Source organism: Patiriisocius sp. Uisw_017, assembly GCF_047731265.1.
Lineage (GTDB): Bacteria > Bacteroidota > Bacteroidia > Flavobacteriales > Flavobacteriaceae > Patiriisocius.
The window spans coordinates 1,794,342-1,811,882 of record NZ_CP159835.1; the positions used below are offsets into that span (position 1 = coordinate 1,794,342).

At 31.5% G+C, this 17,541-nt stretch carries 17 protein-coding genes and 1 pseudogene; 16 read left to right on the plus strand and 2 right to left on the minus strand.

The annotated features are described in order from the left end of the window. Positions 1-19 precede the first annotated feature (19 nt). From ABXT67_RS08205 to ABXT67_RS08235, 7 genes are all read left to right on the plus strand, one after another. Positions 20-643, plus strand: a complete 624-nt coding sequence (locus ABXT67_RS08205) for a DUF998 domain-containing protein (protein WP_415376788.1) — start codon at positions 20-22, stop codon at positions 641-643. A gap of 809 nt (positions 644-1,452) precedes the next feature. Beyond that, positions 1,453-1,899 (plus strand): hypothetical protein, encoded by a 447-nt coding sequence (locus ABXT67_RS08210; RefSeq protein WP_415376789.1) that lies wholly within the window; start codon positions 1,453-1,455, stop codon positions 1,897-1,899. Continuing rightward, positions 1,896-2,108, plus strand: a complete 213-nt coding sequence (locus tag ABXT67_RS08215; RefSeq protein WP_415376790.1) for a helix-turn-helix transcriptional regulator — start codon at positions 1,896-1,898, stop codon at positions 2,106-2,108. Before ABXT67_RS08210 ends, ABXT67_RS08215 begins: the two co-directional genes overlap by 4 nt. 140 nt (positions 2,109-2,248) lie before the next feature. After that, positions 2,249-3,583: a DUF2971 domain-containing protein gene (locus tag ABXT67_RS08220; protein ID WP_415376791.1), complete on the plus strand. Its 1,335-nt coding sequence runs from the start codon at positions 2,249-2,251 to the stop codon at positions 3,581-3,583. A 272-nt stretch (positions 3,584-3,855) separates the two neighbouring features. Next, positions 3,856-4,248, plus strand: a complete 393-nt coding sequence (locus ABXT67_RS08225; RefSeq protein WP_415376792.1) for a helix-turn-helix domain-containing protein — start codon at positions 3,856-3,858, stop codon at positions 4,246-4,248. Between the two features lie 364 nt (positions 4,249-4,612). After that, complete coding sequence (locus ABXT67_RS08230; protein ID WP_415376793.1) at positions 4,613-7,933, plus strand: proline dehydrogenase family protein; 3,321 nt, start codon at positions 4,613-4,615, stop codon at positions 7,931-7,933. A gap of 33 nt (positions 7,934-7,966) precedes the next feature. Then, positions 7,967-8,704: a DUF6090 family protein gene (locus ABXT67_RS08235; protein WP_415376794.1), complete on the plus strand. Its 738-nt coding sequence runs from the start codon at positions 7,967-7,969 to the stop codon at positions 8,702-8,704. Between the two features lie 75 nt (positions 8,705-8,779). Here ABXT67_RS08235 and ABXT67_RS08240 read toward each other — a convergent pair. Continuing rightward, positions 8,780-8,937 (minus strand): annotated as a pseudogene (locus tag ABXT67_RS08240) (IS110 family transposase); the annotation flags it as partial. A 469-nt stretch (positions 8,938-9,406) separates the two neighbouring features. Between ABXT67_RS08240 and ABXT67_RS08245 the strand changes: the two are divergent. The 8 genes from ABXT67_RS08245 (at position 9,407) to ABXT67_RS08280 (ending at position 16,474) form a co-directional block, all read left to right on the plus strand. Then, positions 9,407-9,865, plus strand: a complete 459-nt coding sequence (locus ABXT67_RS08245; protein ID WP_415376795.1) for a hypothetical protein — start codon at positions 9,407-9,409, stop codon at positions 9,863-9,865. Positions 9,866-10,166: 301 nt separating this feature from the next. Continuing rightward, positions 10,167-10,301, plus strand: a complete 135-nt coding sequence (locus ABXT67_RS08250) for a type II toxin-antitoxin system HicA family toxin (RefSeq protein ID WP_415376796.1) — start codon at positions 10,167-10,169, stop codon at positions 10,299-10,301. Positions 10,302-10,359: 58 nt separating this feature from the next. Further along, positions 10,360-10,755: a helix-turn-helix domain-containing protein gene (locus tag ABXT67_RS08255; protein ID WP_415376797.1), complete on the plus strand. Its 396-nt coding sequence runs from the start codon at positions 10,360-10,362 to the stop codon at positions 10,753-10,755. 245 nt (positions 10,756-11,000) lie between these two features. After that, positions 11,001-12,455, plus strand: a complete 1,455-nt coding sequence (locus ABXT67_RS08260; protein WP_415376798.1) for an acyl-CoA thioester hydrolase/BAAT C-terminal domain-containing protein — start codon at positions 11,001-11,003, stop codon at positions 12,453-12,455. 695 nt (positions 12,456-13,150) lie between these two features. After that, entirely contained in the window at positions 13,151-13,978 is an 828-nt protein-coding gene (locus tag ABXT67_RS08265) for a hypothetical protein (RefSeq protein WP_415376799.1), read from the plus strand. Between the two features lie 6 nt (positions 13,979-13,984). Further along, entirely contained in the window at positions 13,985-14,308 is a 324-nt protein-coding gene (locus tag ABXT67_RS08270) for a hypothetical protein (RefSeq protein WP_415376800.1), read from the plus strand. 280 nt (positions 14,309-14,588) lie between these two features. Next, a complete protein-coding gene (locus ABXT67_RS08275; protein WP_415376801.1) occupies positions 14,589-15,650 on the plus strand; it encodes an HNH endonuclease in 1,062 nt (353 codons plus the stop codon). A 155-nt stretch (positions 15,651-15,805) separates the two neighbouring features. Next, the gene (locus ABXT67_RS08280) at positions 15,806-16,474 is read left to right on the plus strand and encodes a tetratricopeptide repeat protein (protein WP_415376802.1); all 669 of its coding nucleotides are present in this window, start codon (positions 15,806-15,808) and stop codon (positions 16,472-16,474) included. Positions 16,475-16,676: 202 nt separating this feature from the next. Here ABXT67_RS08280 and ABXT67_RS08285 read toward each other — a convergent pair whose 3' ends face one another. Continuing rightward, positions 16,677-16,892, minus strand: coding sequence for a hypothetical protein (locus ABXT67_RS08285; RefSeq protein WP_415376803.1), 216 nt, complete (start codon positions 16,890-16,892; stop codon positions 16,677-16,679). Positions 16,893-16,967: 75 nt separating this feature from the next. On the opposite strand from ABXT67_RS08285, the gene ABXT67_RS08290 reads away from it, so the two are divergent. Then, complete coding sequence (locus tag ABXT67_RS08290; protein WP_415376804.1) at positions 16,968-17,507, plus strand: TPM domain-containing protein; 540 nt, start codon at positions 16,968-16,970, stop codon at positions 17,505-17,507. Positions 17,508-17,541 lie beyond the last annotated feature (34 nt).

The following is a 17,541-nucleotide window of genomic DNA, read 5'->3' on the forward strand; positions in this document are numbered from 1 at the left end:
TTTGACCACAAAAAACAAAATGACAAATAAATCTTATGGTATAATCGGAATTGTAACGCCAATAGTGTTTTTGGCTACCTATATAATTATGTCATCAATTCGTCCAGAATATTCAATGTTTACAAAAGCAATTAGTGAACTTGGTTCGCTCGATGCATCAAATAAATGGTTTTGGAATTCTTTTGGCTATATTCTTACAGGAATTTTAATCTCTATTTATGCGATTGGACTTTATAAAAATATCACTTCCACAAAATCAAGCAAATTGCCTCTTTACGGAATTTTATTGAGCGGTGTATTTATGACAGTATCGGGAATATTTCCTAGCGATTTTGACAACCGACAATCAACGACAATGCTTTTGCATTCAGTTGGAAGTTTTGGTAGTTATATTTTCTTTTTAATTGGAGCTTTTACTTATCCAAAACAAATGCGAAAAAGCGAATATTGGAAACAGGCAATTAAACCAACATTAATTTTCACTTGGTTGACAATATTATTTGGTAGTTGGGCATTTATATTTCCAAACATCCCTGCTCTTGGACAAAGAATTGTGTTTTTCTTTTATTTTTTATGGATATTTTACACAGGCATCAAACTTTTCAATCATCGGAAAGAAAGCCCAGTTACTAACACCGTATAAAATTAATTTCTTGGTTCTCTTCTACTTACGAAAATCCTCTCGGATTTTCTATTCAGTTTTTATTTGCTAAATTACGTGCTTAAACGACGCAACTAATCTTATAGAACAACGCAGTGCATTCAAGAAAAACCACCTTCATTTCAAATTATAAGTAAACATTTAGCATTTTAATTATCAAAACGAGTAGATCTAAAGTGCAATGGGTGCTATGCCCTACAAACCAACTGCTGTAAAATTTAAATAAAAGCAAACCAAAATCAGGTATTTATACCTATTGACATTAAACTCCGATGCTTCTATATTTACGAATAAGGAACCCCTTTTATGATCCAGCATACAAGAAACACAAACCAAAAGCTAGAACACTACCAATACCCTAAGCGTTAAACTAAAGAGTGTTTTATACAGGATGGGGGAGTGCTTGGTGCATCAATTGGTTTTTTTACCATTGCCTGTAAAAAATAATTCGAGTGAATACGGGAAACCGTAATAAAAGAAATAGCATAAAGAGTATTTTTAAACATTACAAAGCTGCCGGCACGCACGTGGCACGAAATAATTTTAATAAAAACATCATAAACCTTTTAGATTTGTGATGATATAATAGAAATAAACGTCATATGGTGTTTATATACATGTTATGCATAAGCGAAAAACACAACCAAAATTCAATAATTAGGCAAAAAATAAAATAATTAATAAAACATTTTTTTTATTAATAAATGTAAAGTATATTTGTCTTTATGTAAAGTATATTTATATTAATGGAAAATATACTTAATGTTTAATAAAAATGTAAAATTAATATTATGAATGTAAAATCAATAATGGAATGCGAAAGAAGAAGCCTTGAAAAAATGAAAAAGTATCAGTTACCCAATAAATTTAAAAAAATTGGAATAGGCATCATTGTTTTATCTACAGCAACTATAATCACAAATAAATTATCAATAGACAATATTGATTTAACACTAACAGCAAAATATGGAATACTTTTAGGGTTATTAGTTGTTTCTATATCCAAAGAGAAAATAGAAGATGAATTAATAACAAATTTAAGAATGCAATCTTATGCTTTTGCATTTATTGCAGGAGTTCTAATTGCATTATCTAATCCTCTGTTTTCTTATATAGCAAATACAGTTTTCGAAAAACAACAAGAAAATTTTCAGGGAATGGGAGATTGGCAAGTATTATGGATTTTATTGAGTGTTCAAGTCTTTTATTTTGAGTTTTTAAAGCGAATGAATAAATGAAAAATCGACTAAAGATTGAAAGAGCAATATTAGACTTGACACAAGAAGAACTTGCGAATAAAATTGGAGTATCACGTCAAACGATAAGTTCAATTGAAAAAAATAGATATATACCTTCAACTGTCCTATCACTAAGACTTTCAAGCCTATTTAAAAAACCAGTTAATGACTTCTTTGAATTGGATGAAAATGAAACAGCCAATGCATAACACTGTATAAAAAATAATAGCGGTTTTAGTGCTAAATTCAAAGTGAGTATCTTTGAACTAAGCTTGGTAATAGAATGAAAGGTAAGTACCTTGAAATCCGCTACTATTCTTATACCAACCGTTGTAGGTAATTAAAGAAAATGATAGTCTATAAATATAGAGGAGCAAATTTCGAAAGAGATTTAAAGTCTCTTGAAAAAAATTTCTACTGGTCACCTAAATTTGATGACTTAAACGATCCTTGCGAAACATTAATCAATACTACCCCTTTTAAATCTCAATCTAGAACTTTTGCAAAAATATTCGGAAAAGAAAAATCTAAACAGTTTTTAGAAGTTGAAAAAGCTGCTCACAATTTATTTGAAGTAAAGAAAAAAGGAATTGGAATATATTCTTTATCAAAGACTTATAAAGACGAGTTACTTTGGGCACATTATGCAGACAGTCATAAAGGATTTTGTATAGAATATGATTTAGAATTATTAGCAAATAGTTATAAGGCATTTGAGACATTTTCTTTTCCTGTTATTTATAATAAAAAACCACCTGAATATGGAATTCGTGATATAAATAATACTAAAGGACATCAAGTCGTACAAAAATTAGCTGGCTACAAATCGAAAAGATGGAATTACGAACAAGAACATAGAATTGTTACTGGATTTTATGGAGAACATCCATACGAACCTAATTGTCTTAAATCAATCTATTTTGGTCTAAATATGGACGAATCTGAAAAAGATTTAATGATGGACAGATTGAAAGGAAGAAACATTCAGTTCTTTCAAATAATTCAAAAACATAATTCATATGAGTTTGATGCTATCAAGGTTAATGATTTAACAAAAGAGAGACATACCTATCTTAAAGAAATACCATCAGAAAAAACTGGACAGAATCCGATTAAATATAAATTTATTAGCAAAGTTTATATTAGAGAAATAAAAGCAATGGTCGAAATTGAACTGGAATCTAAAATTAATGAAAAACAATTGAACTGGATTGCTCATCTTTTAAGAAATGATATGTTCAGAATTCCAAAAAGACTTTTTATTTCTTTTAGACTTAAAGGTTTTACTGATGTTAGTGGTTATTGGGCTACAGCTAATTTTGAAGATAAAGAATTAAAAACTTCTATTAATGGTCTCACTATTGAGCAGGAGAAGTTCCTAATCAATGGACTGAAAAATGAAAAAAGAGCAACAATTGGAATGTGGATTGATGAAACACCATATACTAGTTCAAGTATGGTGCTTCTAAATTTGGATGGCGAATTAATTTTAGAAACTAATTATTTTGATGGAAGTAAATCCTCAAAAAAACTAAAATCAACCGAATTAAAAGATAAAATAAGATATGATGATTATGAACCGAATAATTACGGAGAATTTTTTGAAGTTATTGAAAATGGCGTTTTAAATTATTGTTCAGAGGATGGAATATTCCTAATATTGAAACCTTTTGATAAAAAATAACTACCTACAACACCGTGTAAAAAAAATTGCTGGTAAAAGCCTACTTACGAAAATCTTCGCAGATTTTCTTGGTTTGTGTTTTATTTACTAACTTCATTGCTTAAACCACGCAACTCTCCTTATACAAACACGTTGTAGGCAATTCCCCTCTTGTACTCTCCTGAAATAGGTTGACTAAAAATTAAACATTTAATGATAGTCACTTATGAAAACACAAAAAGGACACTGGCAGAAAAAAAAAGTATCAAAAAGTAACTTTAGAGACCAAGTTATTGGTCGTTGACCAAATTCAAAACGGACAAATTACTACAAACTTTGCTTCTAATAAATATGACATTCCCAGAACCACCATTACCTATTGGCTAAGAAAATACAGTACCTTGGTACAACAAAATACTGGTATGAGTAAACTAGATGAAATTAAAAAACTTAAGGAACGTATTGAACAACTGGAGTTTGTAAAAGACTTTCAGCAAGATATCATTGCAGATATGGAAATCATTACTGGAGTCGATATGTCAAAAAAGTCCTTACCCAAAACATTAGCAAAAGAGATAGCACTAAAAAAGAAAAACCTTTTAAAACAAAGTGGATCTATGGATGTTTTGGGATTAGTAAACAAGCCTATTACAAAAGACTTAAAGCGCAACAAATCAAAAAAATAAGCGATCCTAAAATTATTGAAATGGTTAAAAATTATCGCAAAAAGGTAGGACAAAGAAATGAGTTAAAAAACAAGTCTTTTTAGACTAATGTTGAAACAAATTTTTCATCATATGGCCTTCCTGATTTTGCAATAGCGAAGGCCAATTTTTAAATTTGACTCATTTAGGGATAGAACGTGTAAGTTTAAGCCGTGTCAAAAAATAAATCTTTAAATCAACAACCTCGTGGCAAGCGCACGAGGTATGCTTCCGAAAACATATTTTGATTTTGAGGCAAGGCTCGGGGAATTAAACCTTCAATTAGGGCTTAAACTACTACTATCTTATTTGGCTTTGTTAACAATTTTAGCTAACTTGATAATGTATGGATAAAACAAAAGAAACCGCATTAAAACTCGCAGAGAAATTACAAAGCAACCAAACAACTACCGCAAAAAACCCTTTTGCAGATCGGCTTAAAATTATTATTGAGGTTCCTGAATCCAAACATTTTTTAATGAAAATGATGGATGTTACCTTCCGGTCAAAAAATTACAAAAAAATTGCTGACCATGTAATTCATTTGCTAACAACACATAAGAATTATGAGCCTTTATTTACTCCTATAGAGAACCTACTATTAAAGACTTTTACCGTAGTTGGCAGAATAGCACCTTCTTTTAGTGTGCCTATTATGCTAAAAAAAATTCAAGCTACTTCAAGCGATGTTGTGTTTTTTATCAATAGCAAAAAATTTAAAAAACACGCTCAATCAAGAAAAGAACAAAATATTACTTTAAACATAAATCTTATTGGTGAAGCATTGATTGGTGAAGATGAAGCACAAAAAAGAATTTTGGGTTATTTGACGCTATTAAATAGAAAAGATGTGAATTACATTTCTATTAAAATTTCTACCATCTTTTCTCAAATTTCATCATTAGCACACGAAGACACCGTTGATAAACTATCTACCAGATTAGCCATGTTTTATGATGAAATCTTAAAGATTGAAAAAGAAACAGGGGTTCAGAAATTTGTAAACCTAGATATGGAGGAATATGAGGATTTAGAAATTACATTTGATGTGTTTATTAAAACCTTATCCTTGCCAGCATACAAAAACGTTAAAGCAGGAATTGTTTTACAAGCTTATATTCCTGAAATGATTCACTATTACCGTAAATTATATGCTTGGGCAAATAAAAGAGTGAACAACGGAGGTTCTTCCATAAAAGTAAGATTGGTTAAAGGTGCCAATATGGAAATGGAGATGACAGAAGCTTCTATTGAAGATTGGCCATTAGCAACCTACAACTCTAAACCACAAACGGATGCCAATTACAAGAAAATATTAACGGAAATGCTTACATCACAATCTGCAAGAGTCGTCAATGTTGGAGTGGCTTCTCATAATATTTTCGATATTTCTTTTGCACTGCAATTGGTTAAAGAAAATCAACTAGAAGACTGTGTTGATTTTGAAATGTTAGAAGGTATGGCCAACCAAACCGTAAATAATTTATTGGCAGAAAAAGTTAACTTATTATTATACACGCCAACTGTAAAAGAAAATCAATACAATGCTGCCATTGCTTATTTAGTTAGAAGATTGGATGAAGGTACGCAAGCAGGAAACTTTTTAAAAGAAGGCTACGATTTACAAGTAGGTTCTGAAAAATGGGATATTTTAAAAGACGAATTTTTAAAATCTATTTCTTTAATGAAAGACTTAGATACATCTCCTAATAGAAAACAGGATAGAAACAATGAAGTCCCTGAAATTATGGAAGGATTCCACAACGTACCGAATACGGATTGGAACTTGCCGCAAAACATTGCCTGGGCCCAGAAAATTAAAACGGATTGGGAAACTCCTGAAAATATTATAGGAACGACCATTCCTGTTGTTGGAGAATTAGATAATAATGAAAGATACACCATAAAAGTAAATAATTGGTCTGGTACGCCTCCTTGGGATTATGAAATGGCTCTTAAAGAAGATTATCAAAAAGCAGTGGATAGCACAACTGAGTGGCAAAATTTTGATGTAAAAAAAAGAGCACATCTGCTAAAAAGAGCCGCTGTAGAAATTGAAAGAAGTAGGGCTAATTTAATTGGAATTGCTGTTGCAGAACTTGGTAAAACAGTAAAAGAAGTAGATGTTGAAGTTTCTGAAGCGATTGATTTTGCTAATTTCTATGCAGAAAGCATTTTAGATATAGCTAAAGAATTTACGAGTGATGACAAAGGTGTTAATTTGGTATTGTCTCCTTGGAACTTTCCTATTGCCATTCCTATTGGTGGCGTTTTAGCGTCTTTAGCCGCAGGAAAAAAAGTGATTTTAAAACCATCCACCAATGCATCTGCTTGTGCCTATTTAACCTGCAAATGTTTATGGGAAGCAGGAATCCCTAAAGATGCCTTGTACTTTTTACCTTGTGAAGAAGCTATTCTTGATGATTTTTTAAGTTCGGGTAATGTTTTTGATGCGGTCATTTTAACAGGAGGTACAGAAACGGCTCTTTTCTTATTAGAAAGAAATCCTCAATTGAATTTATATGCAGAAACAGGAGGAAAAAATGGCACCATTGTTACAAGTTTGGCAGACAAAGAACAGGCTGCCTTAAATATTGTACAATCTTCTTTTGGTAATGCAGGTCAAAAATGTTCTGCTACTTCTTTGTTAATATTAACTGAAGATGTTTTCAACAACAACGAGTTTAAAGCCTTATTAAAAGATGCTACAAAAAGTAAAGTTTTTGGAAACCCTTGGGATTACTCCACAGAGATTGGTCCTTTAGCTGTACAGCTGTCAGAAAAACTGAAACATGTCATTCAGAACACTCCAGACCATCAATGGTTGGTGAAACCCAAGTTAAATGGTAATCACATGTTAACGCCTGGAATTATTTGGGATGTAACTACAGCCGATTACCCGTATCAAAATGAATTATTTGGACCTATTTTATCTGTTGTAAAAGCCAAAGACTTAAAAGATGCTGTTAGTATTGCGAACAATGTTGCTTATGGACTAACCGCTGGTTTAGAGTCTTTAGACGATAACGAAATTGAGTATTGGAACACACATATAGAAGCAGGTAATAAATACGTAAACAGATCTACTACAGGAGCTATTGTACAAAGACAACCTTTTGGAGGAATTAAAGCTTCCTGTTTTGGTTTTGGAATGAAGGCTGGTGGAATTAATTATGTACTTCAATTTACCAACATTAAATCAAAAACAACGGATTGGAAAGAAGACTATCAAAAATGGTATGATGAATTGTTTAGTAAAAAAATAGATTATGTAAATCGACGTGGTCAATCTAACGTTAGTAGCTACAATACCTACAAAGAAATTTTACTTTTATATGATGTACATACACCTCAAAAACATATTGACAAGGTAGAATATATCGCTGAATTCTTAAATATTCCGTTAATTAAAGATACTTGTGGTAATGCATTAAAGCATTATCCTAAAGACTTTACTTGTGTTAGAGCTTTGGGTGTTTTGTCGGATCACTTTTTAATTAGATGTCATCAAAGTGCGATTCACGTTTACAACTACGAGCCTAGGAATAGTGGCCGTATTGAATTGCTAAATTATTTAATTGAACAAAGTTATTCTCACAACTATCACCGATATGGGAATTTAATGGGAGTTGAGTACAACCCAAATGAGAAACCTAAATTTTATTAAATCTAAAAAGCGGCAAGTAATTTTTGATAACCAATGATAAAATTCTTTAGAAAAATTCGACAAAATCTTCTTACGGAAAACAAAACTGGAAAATATTTTAAATATGCCATTGGAGAAATTGTATTGGTAGTTATCGGAATTTTAATTGCGTTGCAAATTAATAATTGGAATCAGGATATAACCTCTAAAAATGAACTAGAACAGATTTTAAAAGAAGTAAGCAATGATCTCGAACAAGATATTTTTTGGTTAGATCAACAAATTGAAAATGGCGAGGGATTTGTAAATAACGTCGATTATTTACTTGGCAATGGTAACAACATGCCTGTTGATTCCTTATTGCATCGTATTTCTGCTGTTTATCGATATACCTATTTTATTCCTGTAAGTTTTGGATATAACAAATTTAACAAACACCCCAGAACAGAATTATTGCCTGATCGTTTAACCAATGATATCACTATTTATTATTCTGGTTTTTCAATCGAAAGAAATAGTATATCTCTTGAAATCAATACATTATACAGCTTAAATGCTTTTCGCAACTACCTTGTGAAATATGGATTTCCATTGGAAGTGAATGAATTGAAAAGGCTCGAAGATTTATCAAATTTAAACGACATTATTAACGATATAGAGTTCATCGGTATTTTAAGAACCATTAAAAATAATTGGTCTGTAGAACTCTATGTTTTGAATACTGCTCGTACAATGGCTAAAAACAATCTCGAAACAATAAATAATTATCTTTCAAGTATAAATGGATTTTAGAAATTGAATAGACAAAAAAAGAATAAATAACGAAAGCACAACAAAGTTCTGTGGTAAAAAAAAAGTAAAAATTCATTAATTTTTCACTAAAGTACTTCTGTAAGTATCCTCATCTATTAATCCTGATTTTGCAATTGCAAAAGCTTGTTTTAATAGCTTATTACAAACCGCAATGAATGCTGGTTTTTTCCTTTGGCGACAATACGCTCATAAAGATCTCTGCACCCTTTGTTGTCTGTTTTTACCCCTACAAACCAACTGCTGTAAAATTTAAATAAAAGCAAACCAAAATCAGGTATTTATACCTATTGACATTAAACTCCGATGCTTCTATATTTACGAATATAGAAGCCCTTTTATGATCCAGCATACAAGAAACACAAACCAAAAGATGGGACACTACCAATACCCTCAGCGGTACACTAAAGAGCATTTTAGATAGGCTGGGGGAGTACTTAGTGCATAAATTGGTTTTTTTACCATCGCCTGTAAAAAATAATTAGCGTGAATACGGGAAACCGTAATAAAACAAATAGCATAAAGAGTATTTTTAAACATTACAAAGCTGCGGGTACACACGCGGTAAGAAATAATTTTAATAAAATCATCATAAACCTTTTAGATTTGTGATGATTTAATAGAAATAAACGTCATATGGTGTTTATATACATGTTGCCACACATATAAAAAAATCACGCTGGATTGAATAATATTGAAATAATTAAATATATATGTTTCGGAATTTCATTTTTGATTGGTGGGATAATTTTCTCCTTTCAGGATGATTTAATGAACCCAAAAATGTACTCAAAAGCACTATATGCAAGCGGATTATGTTTTTTGATTGGAGTAATTTTAGAATTATCTGATTTTTTCTATATTGAACGTGGAATGACTTTGCTTGTAATGTCAATCGGAATTATTTACGTCGCATACTTTAAGTTGTTTCTGAATTTGTTTATAAAATGGAAAGGAACCAAACCAATAATTACTTCTGCCTCAAGTATGATTGGAGGAGGACCCATTGGAGGATTTACAACTAAATATGACGCGAAAAGAAGAATAACGGGTGCTGATTTTATTTTTAGTTTTGTGCAAGCTTTAGTGCCAATTTTCACAATTTTCGGACTTTTGATTTTAATTATAGAACTGAATAGATAACGCGGAAATACGTGTGGCAACAATGTATATAAAAAATAGCGCAAGTCTTTGCTAACACTAAGGTTTGGGCATTTTTGGAAAGTCGCCAAATTTTTAAATTTGACGATTTCCAATAAAAAAAATAGTAAAATTTAAAAATTCGGCTTGTGTTTCATCCGAAAAGTAACAGCTTATTTTCAGCGCTACTTTTCATATACGGAGCCGTTGTAAGTAATGCTCAAAATCCGTCTTCTCATCAAAATTTGTTTTGTAAAAAGTAAATAATAGTTTACCTTTGAAATCTAAATCAATGCGAAACTGAATGAAATGTTCCCAACTTTATCGAATATTAACGAAAGACGGTTGGTATGCAGTATCGCAAAAAGGTTCGCACGTAAAAATGCGACACGAGACGAAAAATGGAACGATTATTTTTCCGAACCACGGAAGTCAATAAATGGGTAAAGGATTGGAAAAGAAAATTCTAAAAGACGCTGGAATTAAAAAATAGGAATATGGCAAAGAAGAAAAAAATAACAATGACTGTTGAGAAAACGAATACGGGATTTTCTGCTTTTTCAGCGGATTATCCAATCTTTACGACTGGACAATCAATTCCCGAACTGATTAACAATACTTACGAGGCGACCGAATTACATTTTGAGGACGAAAAAATAAAAGTTGGACCGACTGACATCGGATTTGAAATCGACTTTAAACAGTTCTTTAAATTTTATAAGGTTTTAAACGCAAAATTTCTTGCCGAGAAAATTGGAATGAATGCTACCCTACTTTCTCAATACGTTTCTGGAACTAAAAAACCATCAGCAAAACAGACCGAGAAAATTTTAAGCGGAATACACCAAATTGGACAAGAATTGAGCGGAATAAATTTATTACAAACGGTATAACAGAACGCAAAAAGCACTACTTACAACAACGTATATAGCTCATAGCTAGTTATTTGATTAATCGAAGTTAATGCATATTTGGAAAGTCGCCAAATTTTTTAATTTGACGATTTCCAATAAAAAGATAAATAGTAAAATTTAAAAATCTGGCTTGTGCTTAACTGAAAGTTTAGTGCTTCGAAATCGCCTACTTTTCATATAATAGACCGTCAGCAAATAAAAAAACTTAATAAATATTTCAACCAATGAAAATAGTAACTATTTTAAAAAAAGTATTTAAAATCATTTCTTTGACCGTATTGTTAATTCTCATTCCATCAGGTCTATTTTATAGCTGTATTTCATCTTATCCTTCTTCCAGAGTGAATAGTCAACTTCTTAATTCCGACACAAAACCCTGTAATACTTTAGAAATTAAAACAGCCAAAAAAGGAACGTTACAAGTAACACCTGATATTTCATACGCTGACGATAAAGTAGCGATACATATCACAGGATTGCAACCCTTTCAAATTGGGTCTTTGAAACTATCCGTAATAGATTCTAAAGATATAAGATGGGAATCCGTTGCTTGTTTTCAAGCAAATGAATATGGCGAAATAAATCCTGAAAATCAAGCACCTATAGCTGGAGGCTCCTATGAAGGAAAGCATACAATGGGTCTTTTTTGGTCTCTAAAACCGGAAAAATTAAGTTCATTCCATTTTGATACCGACTTGAATTTTACAATTAGTTTTGACACGGGTGATGGCGACAGGTTAACGCGTACAATTCTCAGAAAAAGCTATGAAAATATTGAAAATCATAACATTACGAAAAAAGAGATTCGGAATAAAATGGTTGCTAATTTTTACCTGCACGAAACAAACAATCAAAGACCAACAGTTGTTCTGTTAGCAGGGTCTGGCGGTAATTTTCAACATCGTAAAGCAGGGTATTTAGCTTCTAAAGGTTATAATGTATTAGATTTAAAATATTTTGGTGCAAAAAATCTACCAGAACAGTTGGAAAATGTTCCTTTAGAATATCTTCATACTGCAATCAATTGGTTAAAAAATCAATCCACCGTTGATGCATCAAAAATTACTCTTATGGGCAGATCTAAAGGCGCAGAATATGCCTTGTTATATGCATCAAAATACAATGACGTGAACGCTGTTGTTTCCGTAGTTGGCTCGAGTGTTACTTGGAGCTCTAAACGCTATATAAAATCATCTTGGAGTTATAATGGGAAAGGTGTTCCTAAGGCTAGAGGAAGCATTACTGAAGCCATTAGATTTTTAAAAAGTATGGGGGGCAAAGCTCAAGTTCAACTTCCTTATATGTTAAGTGCATTTGAAAAAACTAAAAGAATCGAAAAGAGCTCCATTAAAATCGAAAATATAAAATGTCCTATCTTATTAATTTCTGGGGAAGACGACCTTCAATGGCCATCGACGATGATGAGTAATCGAATTAAAGTTAGAGCAGAGAAGTATAAATTCAAATATGAAATCAAGCATTATTCGTATGAAAATGCAGGACACCAATTCGATGACCTACCATTTATCCCACAAATAGATTTTTCCAATATCAGCACTTGGAAATCAGGCGGAAATTTTCAAGGAAACGCATTAGCCTCCATAGATTCGTGGAATAGAGTATTTATATTCTTAAATAAGCAACTCGGTAATATGGAACTAAATAAGTCAAAAAGCTGATAACACAGTATATAATTTATTGCTAGTCCTCGCCTACTTACGAAAATCCCCGCAGATTTTCTATTGGGTTTCTATTTGCTAAATTAGGTGCTTAAAACACGCAACTAACCATACACATCAACGTAGTGTGTTTTGACCCCTATAAAACAAGAAAAACCACCTTCATTTCAAATTATAAGTAAACATTTAGAATTATAATTATCAAAATGAGTAGATCTAAAGTGCAATGGGTACTATGCCCTACAAACCAACTGCTGTAAAATTTAAATAAAAGCAAATCAAAATCAGGTATTTATACCTATTGATATTAAACTCTAATGCTTCTATATTTAAGAATATAGAAGCCCTTTTATGATCCAGCATACAAGAAACACAAACCAAAAGCTAGAACACTACCAATACCTTAAGCGGTAAACTAAAGAGCGTTTTAGACAGGCTGGGGGAGTGCTTAGTGCATAAATTGGTTTTTTTACCATCGCCTGTAAAAAATAATTAGCGTGAATACGGGAAACCGTAATAAAACAAATAGCATAAAGAGTATTTTTAAACATTACAAAGCTGCAGGCACGCATGTGGCACGAAATAATTTTAATAAAAACATCATAAACCTTTTAGATTTGTGATGATATAATAGAAATAAACGTCATATGGTGTTTATATACATGTTAGGTTGCATTTGAAAAAAAATCGAGAATATGAACAAAATTACTAAACGAATTTTAATTTTATTAACTACAGTTCTTATTAGTTGCGGAATACCACAAACTGAAGTTGACAAATTAAACGCAGAAATCGAAACGCTAAAAAAGGAAATTGACGAATGTAAAAACGGAGCTGACAAACTTTTCGCAAAGGCAAATCTTCACTTTGAACAAAAAGACTTTAACGCAAGTCAAAACGAATTAAATACTCTTATTCAAAAATTTCCAGCTTCAGAAGAAGCAGCGAAAGGAAAAGAACTTTTGACCCAACTCAACATCGAAATAGAAAAATTATCTCAACAAAAACAAAAAGAAGAAATCGAAAGAAAAAAGAAAGAAGAAAAACGACTTTCCGATGCTACAAAAAATATGAGAACAAAATATGACGATATTAATGAAATAACTTGGTATCGTGATAAAACTTCACCTCAATACAACAACTATAACGGATTTTTCGGTTATTTCGGTAAATCAAATACAGGTATTCCTTTTTTAAGATTAAGAATTCAATATGCAGCTGATGATTGGCTTTTTATTGAAAGTTACATAATTAAAGTTGATGGTATTACCTACACAATCGAAGAAGAAAAATATGGCGAAATTGAAACCGACAATGGTTCTGGTGGAGTTTGGGAATGGTTAGACAGAGCAGTTAGTGAAGATGAACTACAAATAATGAGAGCAGTGGCAAATGGAAAAGATGTAAAAATCAGATTTAATGGAAAACAATATAGAAAAGACAAAACAATTAATTCAACTCAAAAAGCAGCATTAAGAAATGTGTTGGATGCTTTTGATGCTTTAGGAGGGAAAATCTACTAATTAAATATGAAAACATTTTTAAAAATATTTGTACCGATTATTATTTTAGGGCTTCTATTCAGGTTCTTTTGTGGAATTTTTATCATACATCCAATGGGCGCAATTCCAGAAGGAACTTCTATCGTATATTTCAGAACTGGACTTAATCTACCTTTTATCGCATCGGCTGATGGAATTTTAGATAAGTCAGGCGCAGGAGTTAGTTTATTAGGACGTGGAATTTTGATTGGTAAATTGGCAGAACCGATAAAAGAAAACGAAATATTTAGATTTGGTTATTCCGAGACATTATATCTATGGTCGACAGATGGAAAAACCTACGAAAAATAAAAACGCAACCTAACAACTTATATAGCTCATAGCTAATTAGTTGCAAAATCGAAGTTAAGGCATATTTGCAAGTCCGCCAAATTTTTTAATTTGGCTTATTGAGAAAAAAGGTAATAAGAAAATTAAAAAATTCGGCTCGTGCGTAACCGAAAAGTAATTGATAATTTACACGCTACGAGCCATATACAAACCGTTCTACACCATAAAAAAAGAGAATCTTACATATTATTGAAAATTATAGTTTAATTATGCGAAATTCTAAATTTAGAAGAAGAAATATATGAGTAAAAAAGGTGAAGCAACCCTTATGATTTTTGGAGTAATTGCGGCAATCATCATATATATAGTTACAATTATTGGAAAGGTACTTTCTGCAATAGTTGATACGATAGTTTATAATAGAAAACCAATACTAATATTTATTTCAGTTGGTATAGGAATATATTTAACTTATCAAATTTTCGTCTTATTATACTTTAAAAGTAAACGGTTTAAAAAAATAAAAGAAAGTATCAACGAACACATAACGAATTGTAACAATTTGAATCATTACATTCAAGAATTAAAATGTTCTTATGTAAATATAACATCTTATGATTTTGGGCAAAGCCGTATGGTCGATACAAGTAATTATAACTTTAAAAGACAACAATGGAATAAAAGTATAAAAAATAATCAAATACATCATTGCTCTGCGTCCGTTTGCAAGAACGCTAATAATCAGCCTATTAAATATTTCTGCAAATACTTCGATGTTGAAAAAAATGAAGAAGCATTATCAAATTTTGAAAGAGTATTAAATGATTTTACATCTGTAGAACAAGGGAAATTATTATTACAAAAGGAAAGAGATACAATATTAAAAAGCATTTCCAAATCTATTCCTTCGATAATTTCATTTTTTAGTGAAGATCGTCTTATCAGAAAATTAGGATTTGAAGTTGTAGATTTTAGCGATTCGTATATCCCTATTTTTACTTTTCAATATGTATCATCAGGTGGAAATAGTTCTTCTAAATGTGATATAAAGTTAGATATCGAGAATTTAAACAAATTAATAAACTATTTAAACGATGTGATAAAATGGAGAAAAAGTATTGCTGGACAAAGAGCATTAATGACTTCAAAATTAAGAGAAAAAATTAAAGAAAGAGATAATTATACTTGTTGCAATTGTAATTTAAGTATCGAAGATGAGAAAAATTTATTATTAGAAATTGACCACATTATTCCGGTTTCAAGAGGTGGTCTAACAACGAAAAAAAATCTTCAAACTTTGTGTTGGAGGTGTAACCGAACAAAAGGAGCGAAAATAGAAAACGGTGTAGAACACCGTATATAATTTATTGCTAGTTCTAGCCTACTTACGAAAGCCCTCGCGGACTTTCTTGGTCAGTAATTATTTACTAAATTAGTTGCTTAAAACACGCGACTAACCATATACAACAACGTAAAATAAAGTAAAGGTGTGTTTATTTATGTGTTAGCTTTCATTAAATGAAACAGATACTAATTATATTAATCAGCTTGACTTTCACTTCTTGTGATTTCAAATCGTCAGCGGACTATAATGCAGAAGCGGAGAAACTAGAGCAACAAGGAAAATATGCAGAAGCCATTCAACTATTGGACAAAGCCATTGAGAAAGACCCAAGCAACATATACGCTCTAATTAACAGAGGTGTAGATAAATCCATTTTAGAAGATTACGAAGGCTCAATAAAGGACTACACAAAAAGTCTAGAACTAGACTCACACAATGCCCTTGCATTTCTAAATAGAGGAAAAAACAAAAAAAGATTAGAGGACTATCAAGGAGCAATTGAGGACTTTGAAAAAGCAATTAAAACCAAGGGAGGAGAAATGCTTTATATGGACAAAGTTGAAAATTCATTTGTAGATACAGGATTTGAATTTGATGTCGCAATGGAAGAGATTCGATTTGAAAGAGGAATAGCTAGATACAATATTGATAGTTTGAACCTTGCTTTTGAAGACTTCAACTTTTGCCTTGAAAAAAACTTTGAAAGGTCTGCGAGTCTCTATTGGAGAGGTATCATTTATATCTCTTATGGAATGAATAAAGAAGGTTGTACTGATTTAAATGAAGCACAAAAATTAGGAGACCAAGATGCTCAAGAAATGATTGACAAATACTGTAAATAAAAACGAAAAGCTAACACGGTATATAGCAAATAGGGCGTTCGGTGGTTTACGAAAGTTCGGTGCTATTTACCAACACCGCCAAATCGTTGATTTGGCTTTTAAGATGAATAAGATAAAAACAAAATACAACGCTTTGGCTCAGTACAAACTTGAAAGTTTATTGCTTTCTTCTGCCCTACTTGCCATATACTAAACGTTAGCGTTAATGCTCTCTTAACTTTACGCATATTTTATAAAGTTCGTAAAAACCACCATCTTCGTGGTTATCTATTCCTGTCTTTTCTTGGTTCTTGAATCCGTATCTGGCAAGTGCATAAACCGAATCGCTTTTAAGTATATCAGTCAACGCACTAACGCTAACACCACTTATACTTAATGCTTTTTTAAATATCTCTAATTCCTTTTCTGCTTCACTCATTGTTATTGTTTTTAAGTTATTTTATGTCTAATTTACGCACTAAGCATAGCCAAACCGTTGCCAACAATACGAAAAATGAAAATCGGAGCTAAAATATTAATCCTTTTCTTGACTTTGAATTTTCTTTCCTGCAAAGGAATTGCCCAAGAAACAGAAACTAAAAAACCAACACCGGAATTTGATTTTTCGGGAATGGAAAAAAACTCTTTTCCAAAACCAATTGGAATTATAAATGATTACGGACAAATTTTTACGGAATCAGAACGAACTGAATTATCAAAAATTCTTTATGATTACGATATTGAAACGACAAGACAAATTGTGGTGGTTACAATTGACAGCATAAAACCTTATAACGACATCCAAAAATACGCAACGGATTTAGGACAAACTTGGGGAGTTGGAACTGCCGAAAAAAATAACGGATTGACAATTGTTGTGTGTAATCCTTGCAGACAAATCGGAATTGCAACAGGAACTGGAACCGAATTGATTTTGACTGACGAAATTTGTAAAAAAGTAATTGAAGAAAAAATAATACCTGAATTTAAAAACGGAGAATTTTATAGAGGAATTAAAAAAGGTTTGATAGAATTAATAGAAAAGTGGAAATAAGTACTGTTGGCAACAATGGCTATAATTAATACGG

Coding starts and splice junctions, on each gene's coding strand:
- ABXT67_RS08265 (WP_415376799.1), top strand. CDS start 13,151: ATGAACAAAATTACTAAACGAATTTTAATTTTATTAACTACAGTTCTT.
- ABXT67_RS08250 (WP_415376796.1), top strand. CDS start 10,167: ATGAAATGTTCCCAACTTTATCGAATATTAACGAAAGACGGTTGGTAT.
- ABXT67_RS08255 (WP_415376797.1), top strand. CDS start 10,360: ATGGCAAAGAAGAAAAAAATAACAATGACTGTTGAGAAAACGAATACG.
- ABXT67_RS08205 (WP_415376788.1), top strand. CDS start 20: ATGACAAATAAATCTTATGGTATAATCGGAATTGTAACGCCAATAGTG.
- ABXT67_RS08230 (WP_415376793.1), top strand. CDS start 4,613: ATGGATAAAACAAAAGAAACCGCATTAAAACTCGCAGAGAAATTACAA.
- ABXT67_RS08285 (WP_415376803.1), bottom strand. CDS start 16,892: ATGAGTGAAGCAGAAAAGGAATTAGAGATATTTAAAAAAGCATTAAGT.
- ABXT67_RS08235 (WP_415376794.1), top strand. CDS start 7,967: ATGATAAAATTCTTTAGAAAAATTCGACAAAATCTTCTTACGGAAAAC.
- ABXT67_RS08220 (WP_415376791.1), top strand. CDS start 2,249: ATGATAGTCTATAAATATAGAGGAGCAAATTTCGAAAGAGATTTAAAG.
- ABXT67_RS08215 (WP_415376790.1), top strand. CDS start 1,896: ATGAAAAATCGACTAAAGATTGAAAGAGCAATATTAGACTTGACACAA.
- ABXT67_RS08275 (WP_415376801.1), top strand. CDS start 14,589: ATGAGTAAAAAAGGTGAAGCAACCCTTATGATTTTTGGAGTAATTGCG.
- ABXT67_RS08210 (WP_415376789.1), top strand. CDS start 1,453: ATGAATGTAAAATCAATAATGGAATGCGAAAGAAGAAGCCTTGAAAAA.
- ABXT67_RS08270 (WP_415376800.1), top strand. CDS start 13,985: ATGAAAACATTTTTAAAAATATTTGTACCGATTATTATTTTAGGGCTT.
- ABXT67_RS08280 (WP_415376802.1), top strand. CDS start 15,806: ATGAAACAGATACTAATTATATTAATCAGCTTGACTTTCACTTCTTGT.
- ABXT67_RS08260 (WP_415376798.1), top strand. CDS start 11,001: ATGAAAATAGTAACTATTTTAAAAAAAGTATTTAAAATCATTTCTTTG.
- ABXT67_RS08290 (WP_415376804.1), top strand. CDS start 16,968: ATGAAAATCGGAGCTAAAATATTAATCCTTTTCTTGACTTTGAATTTT.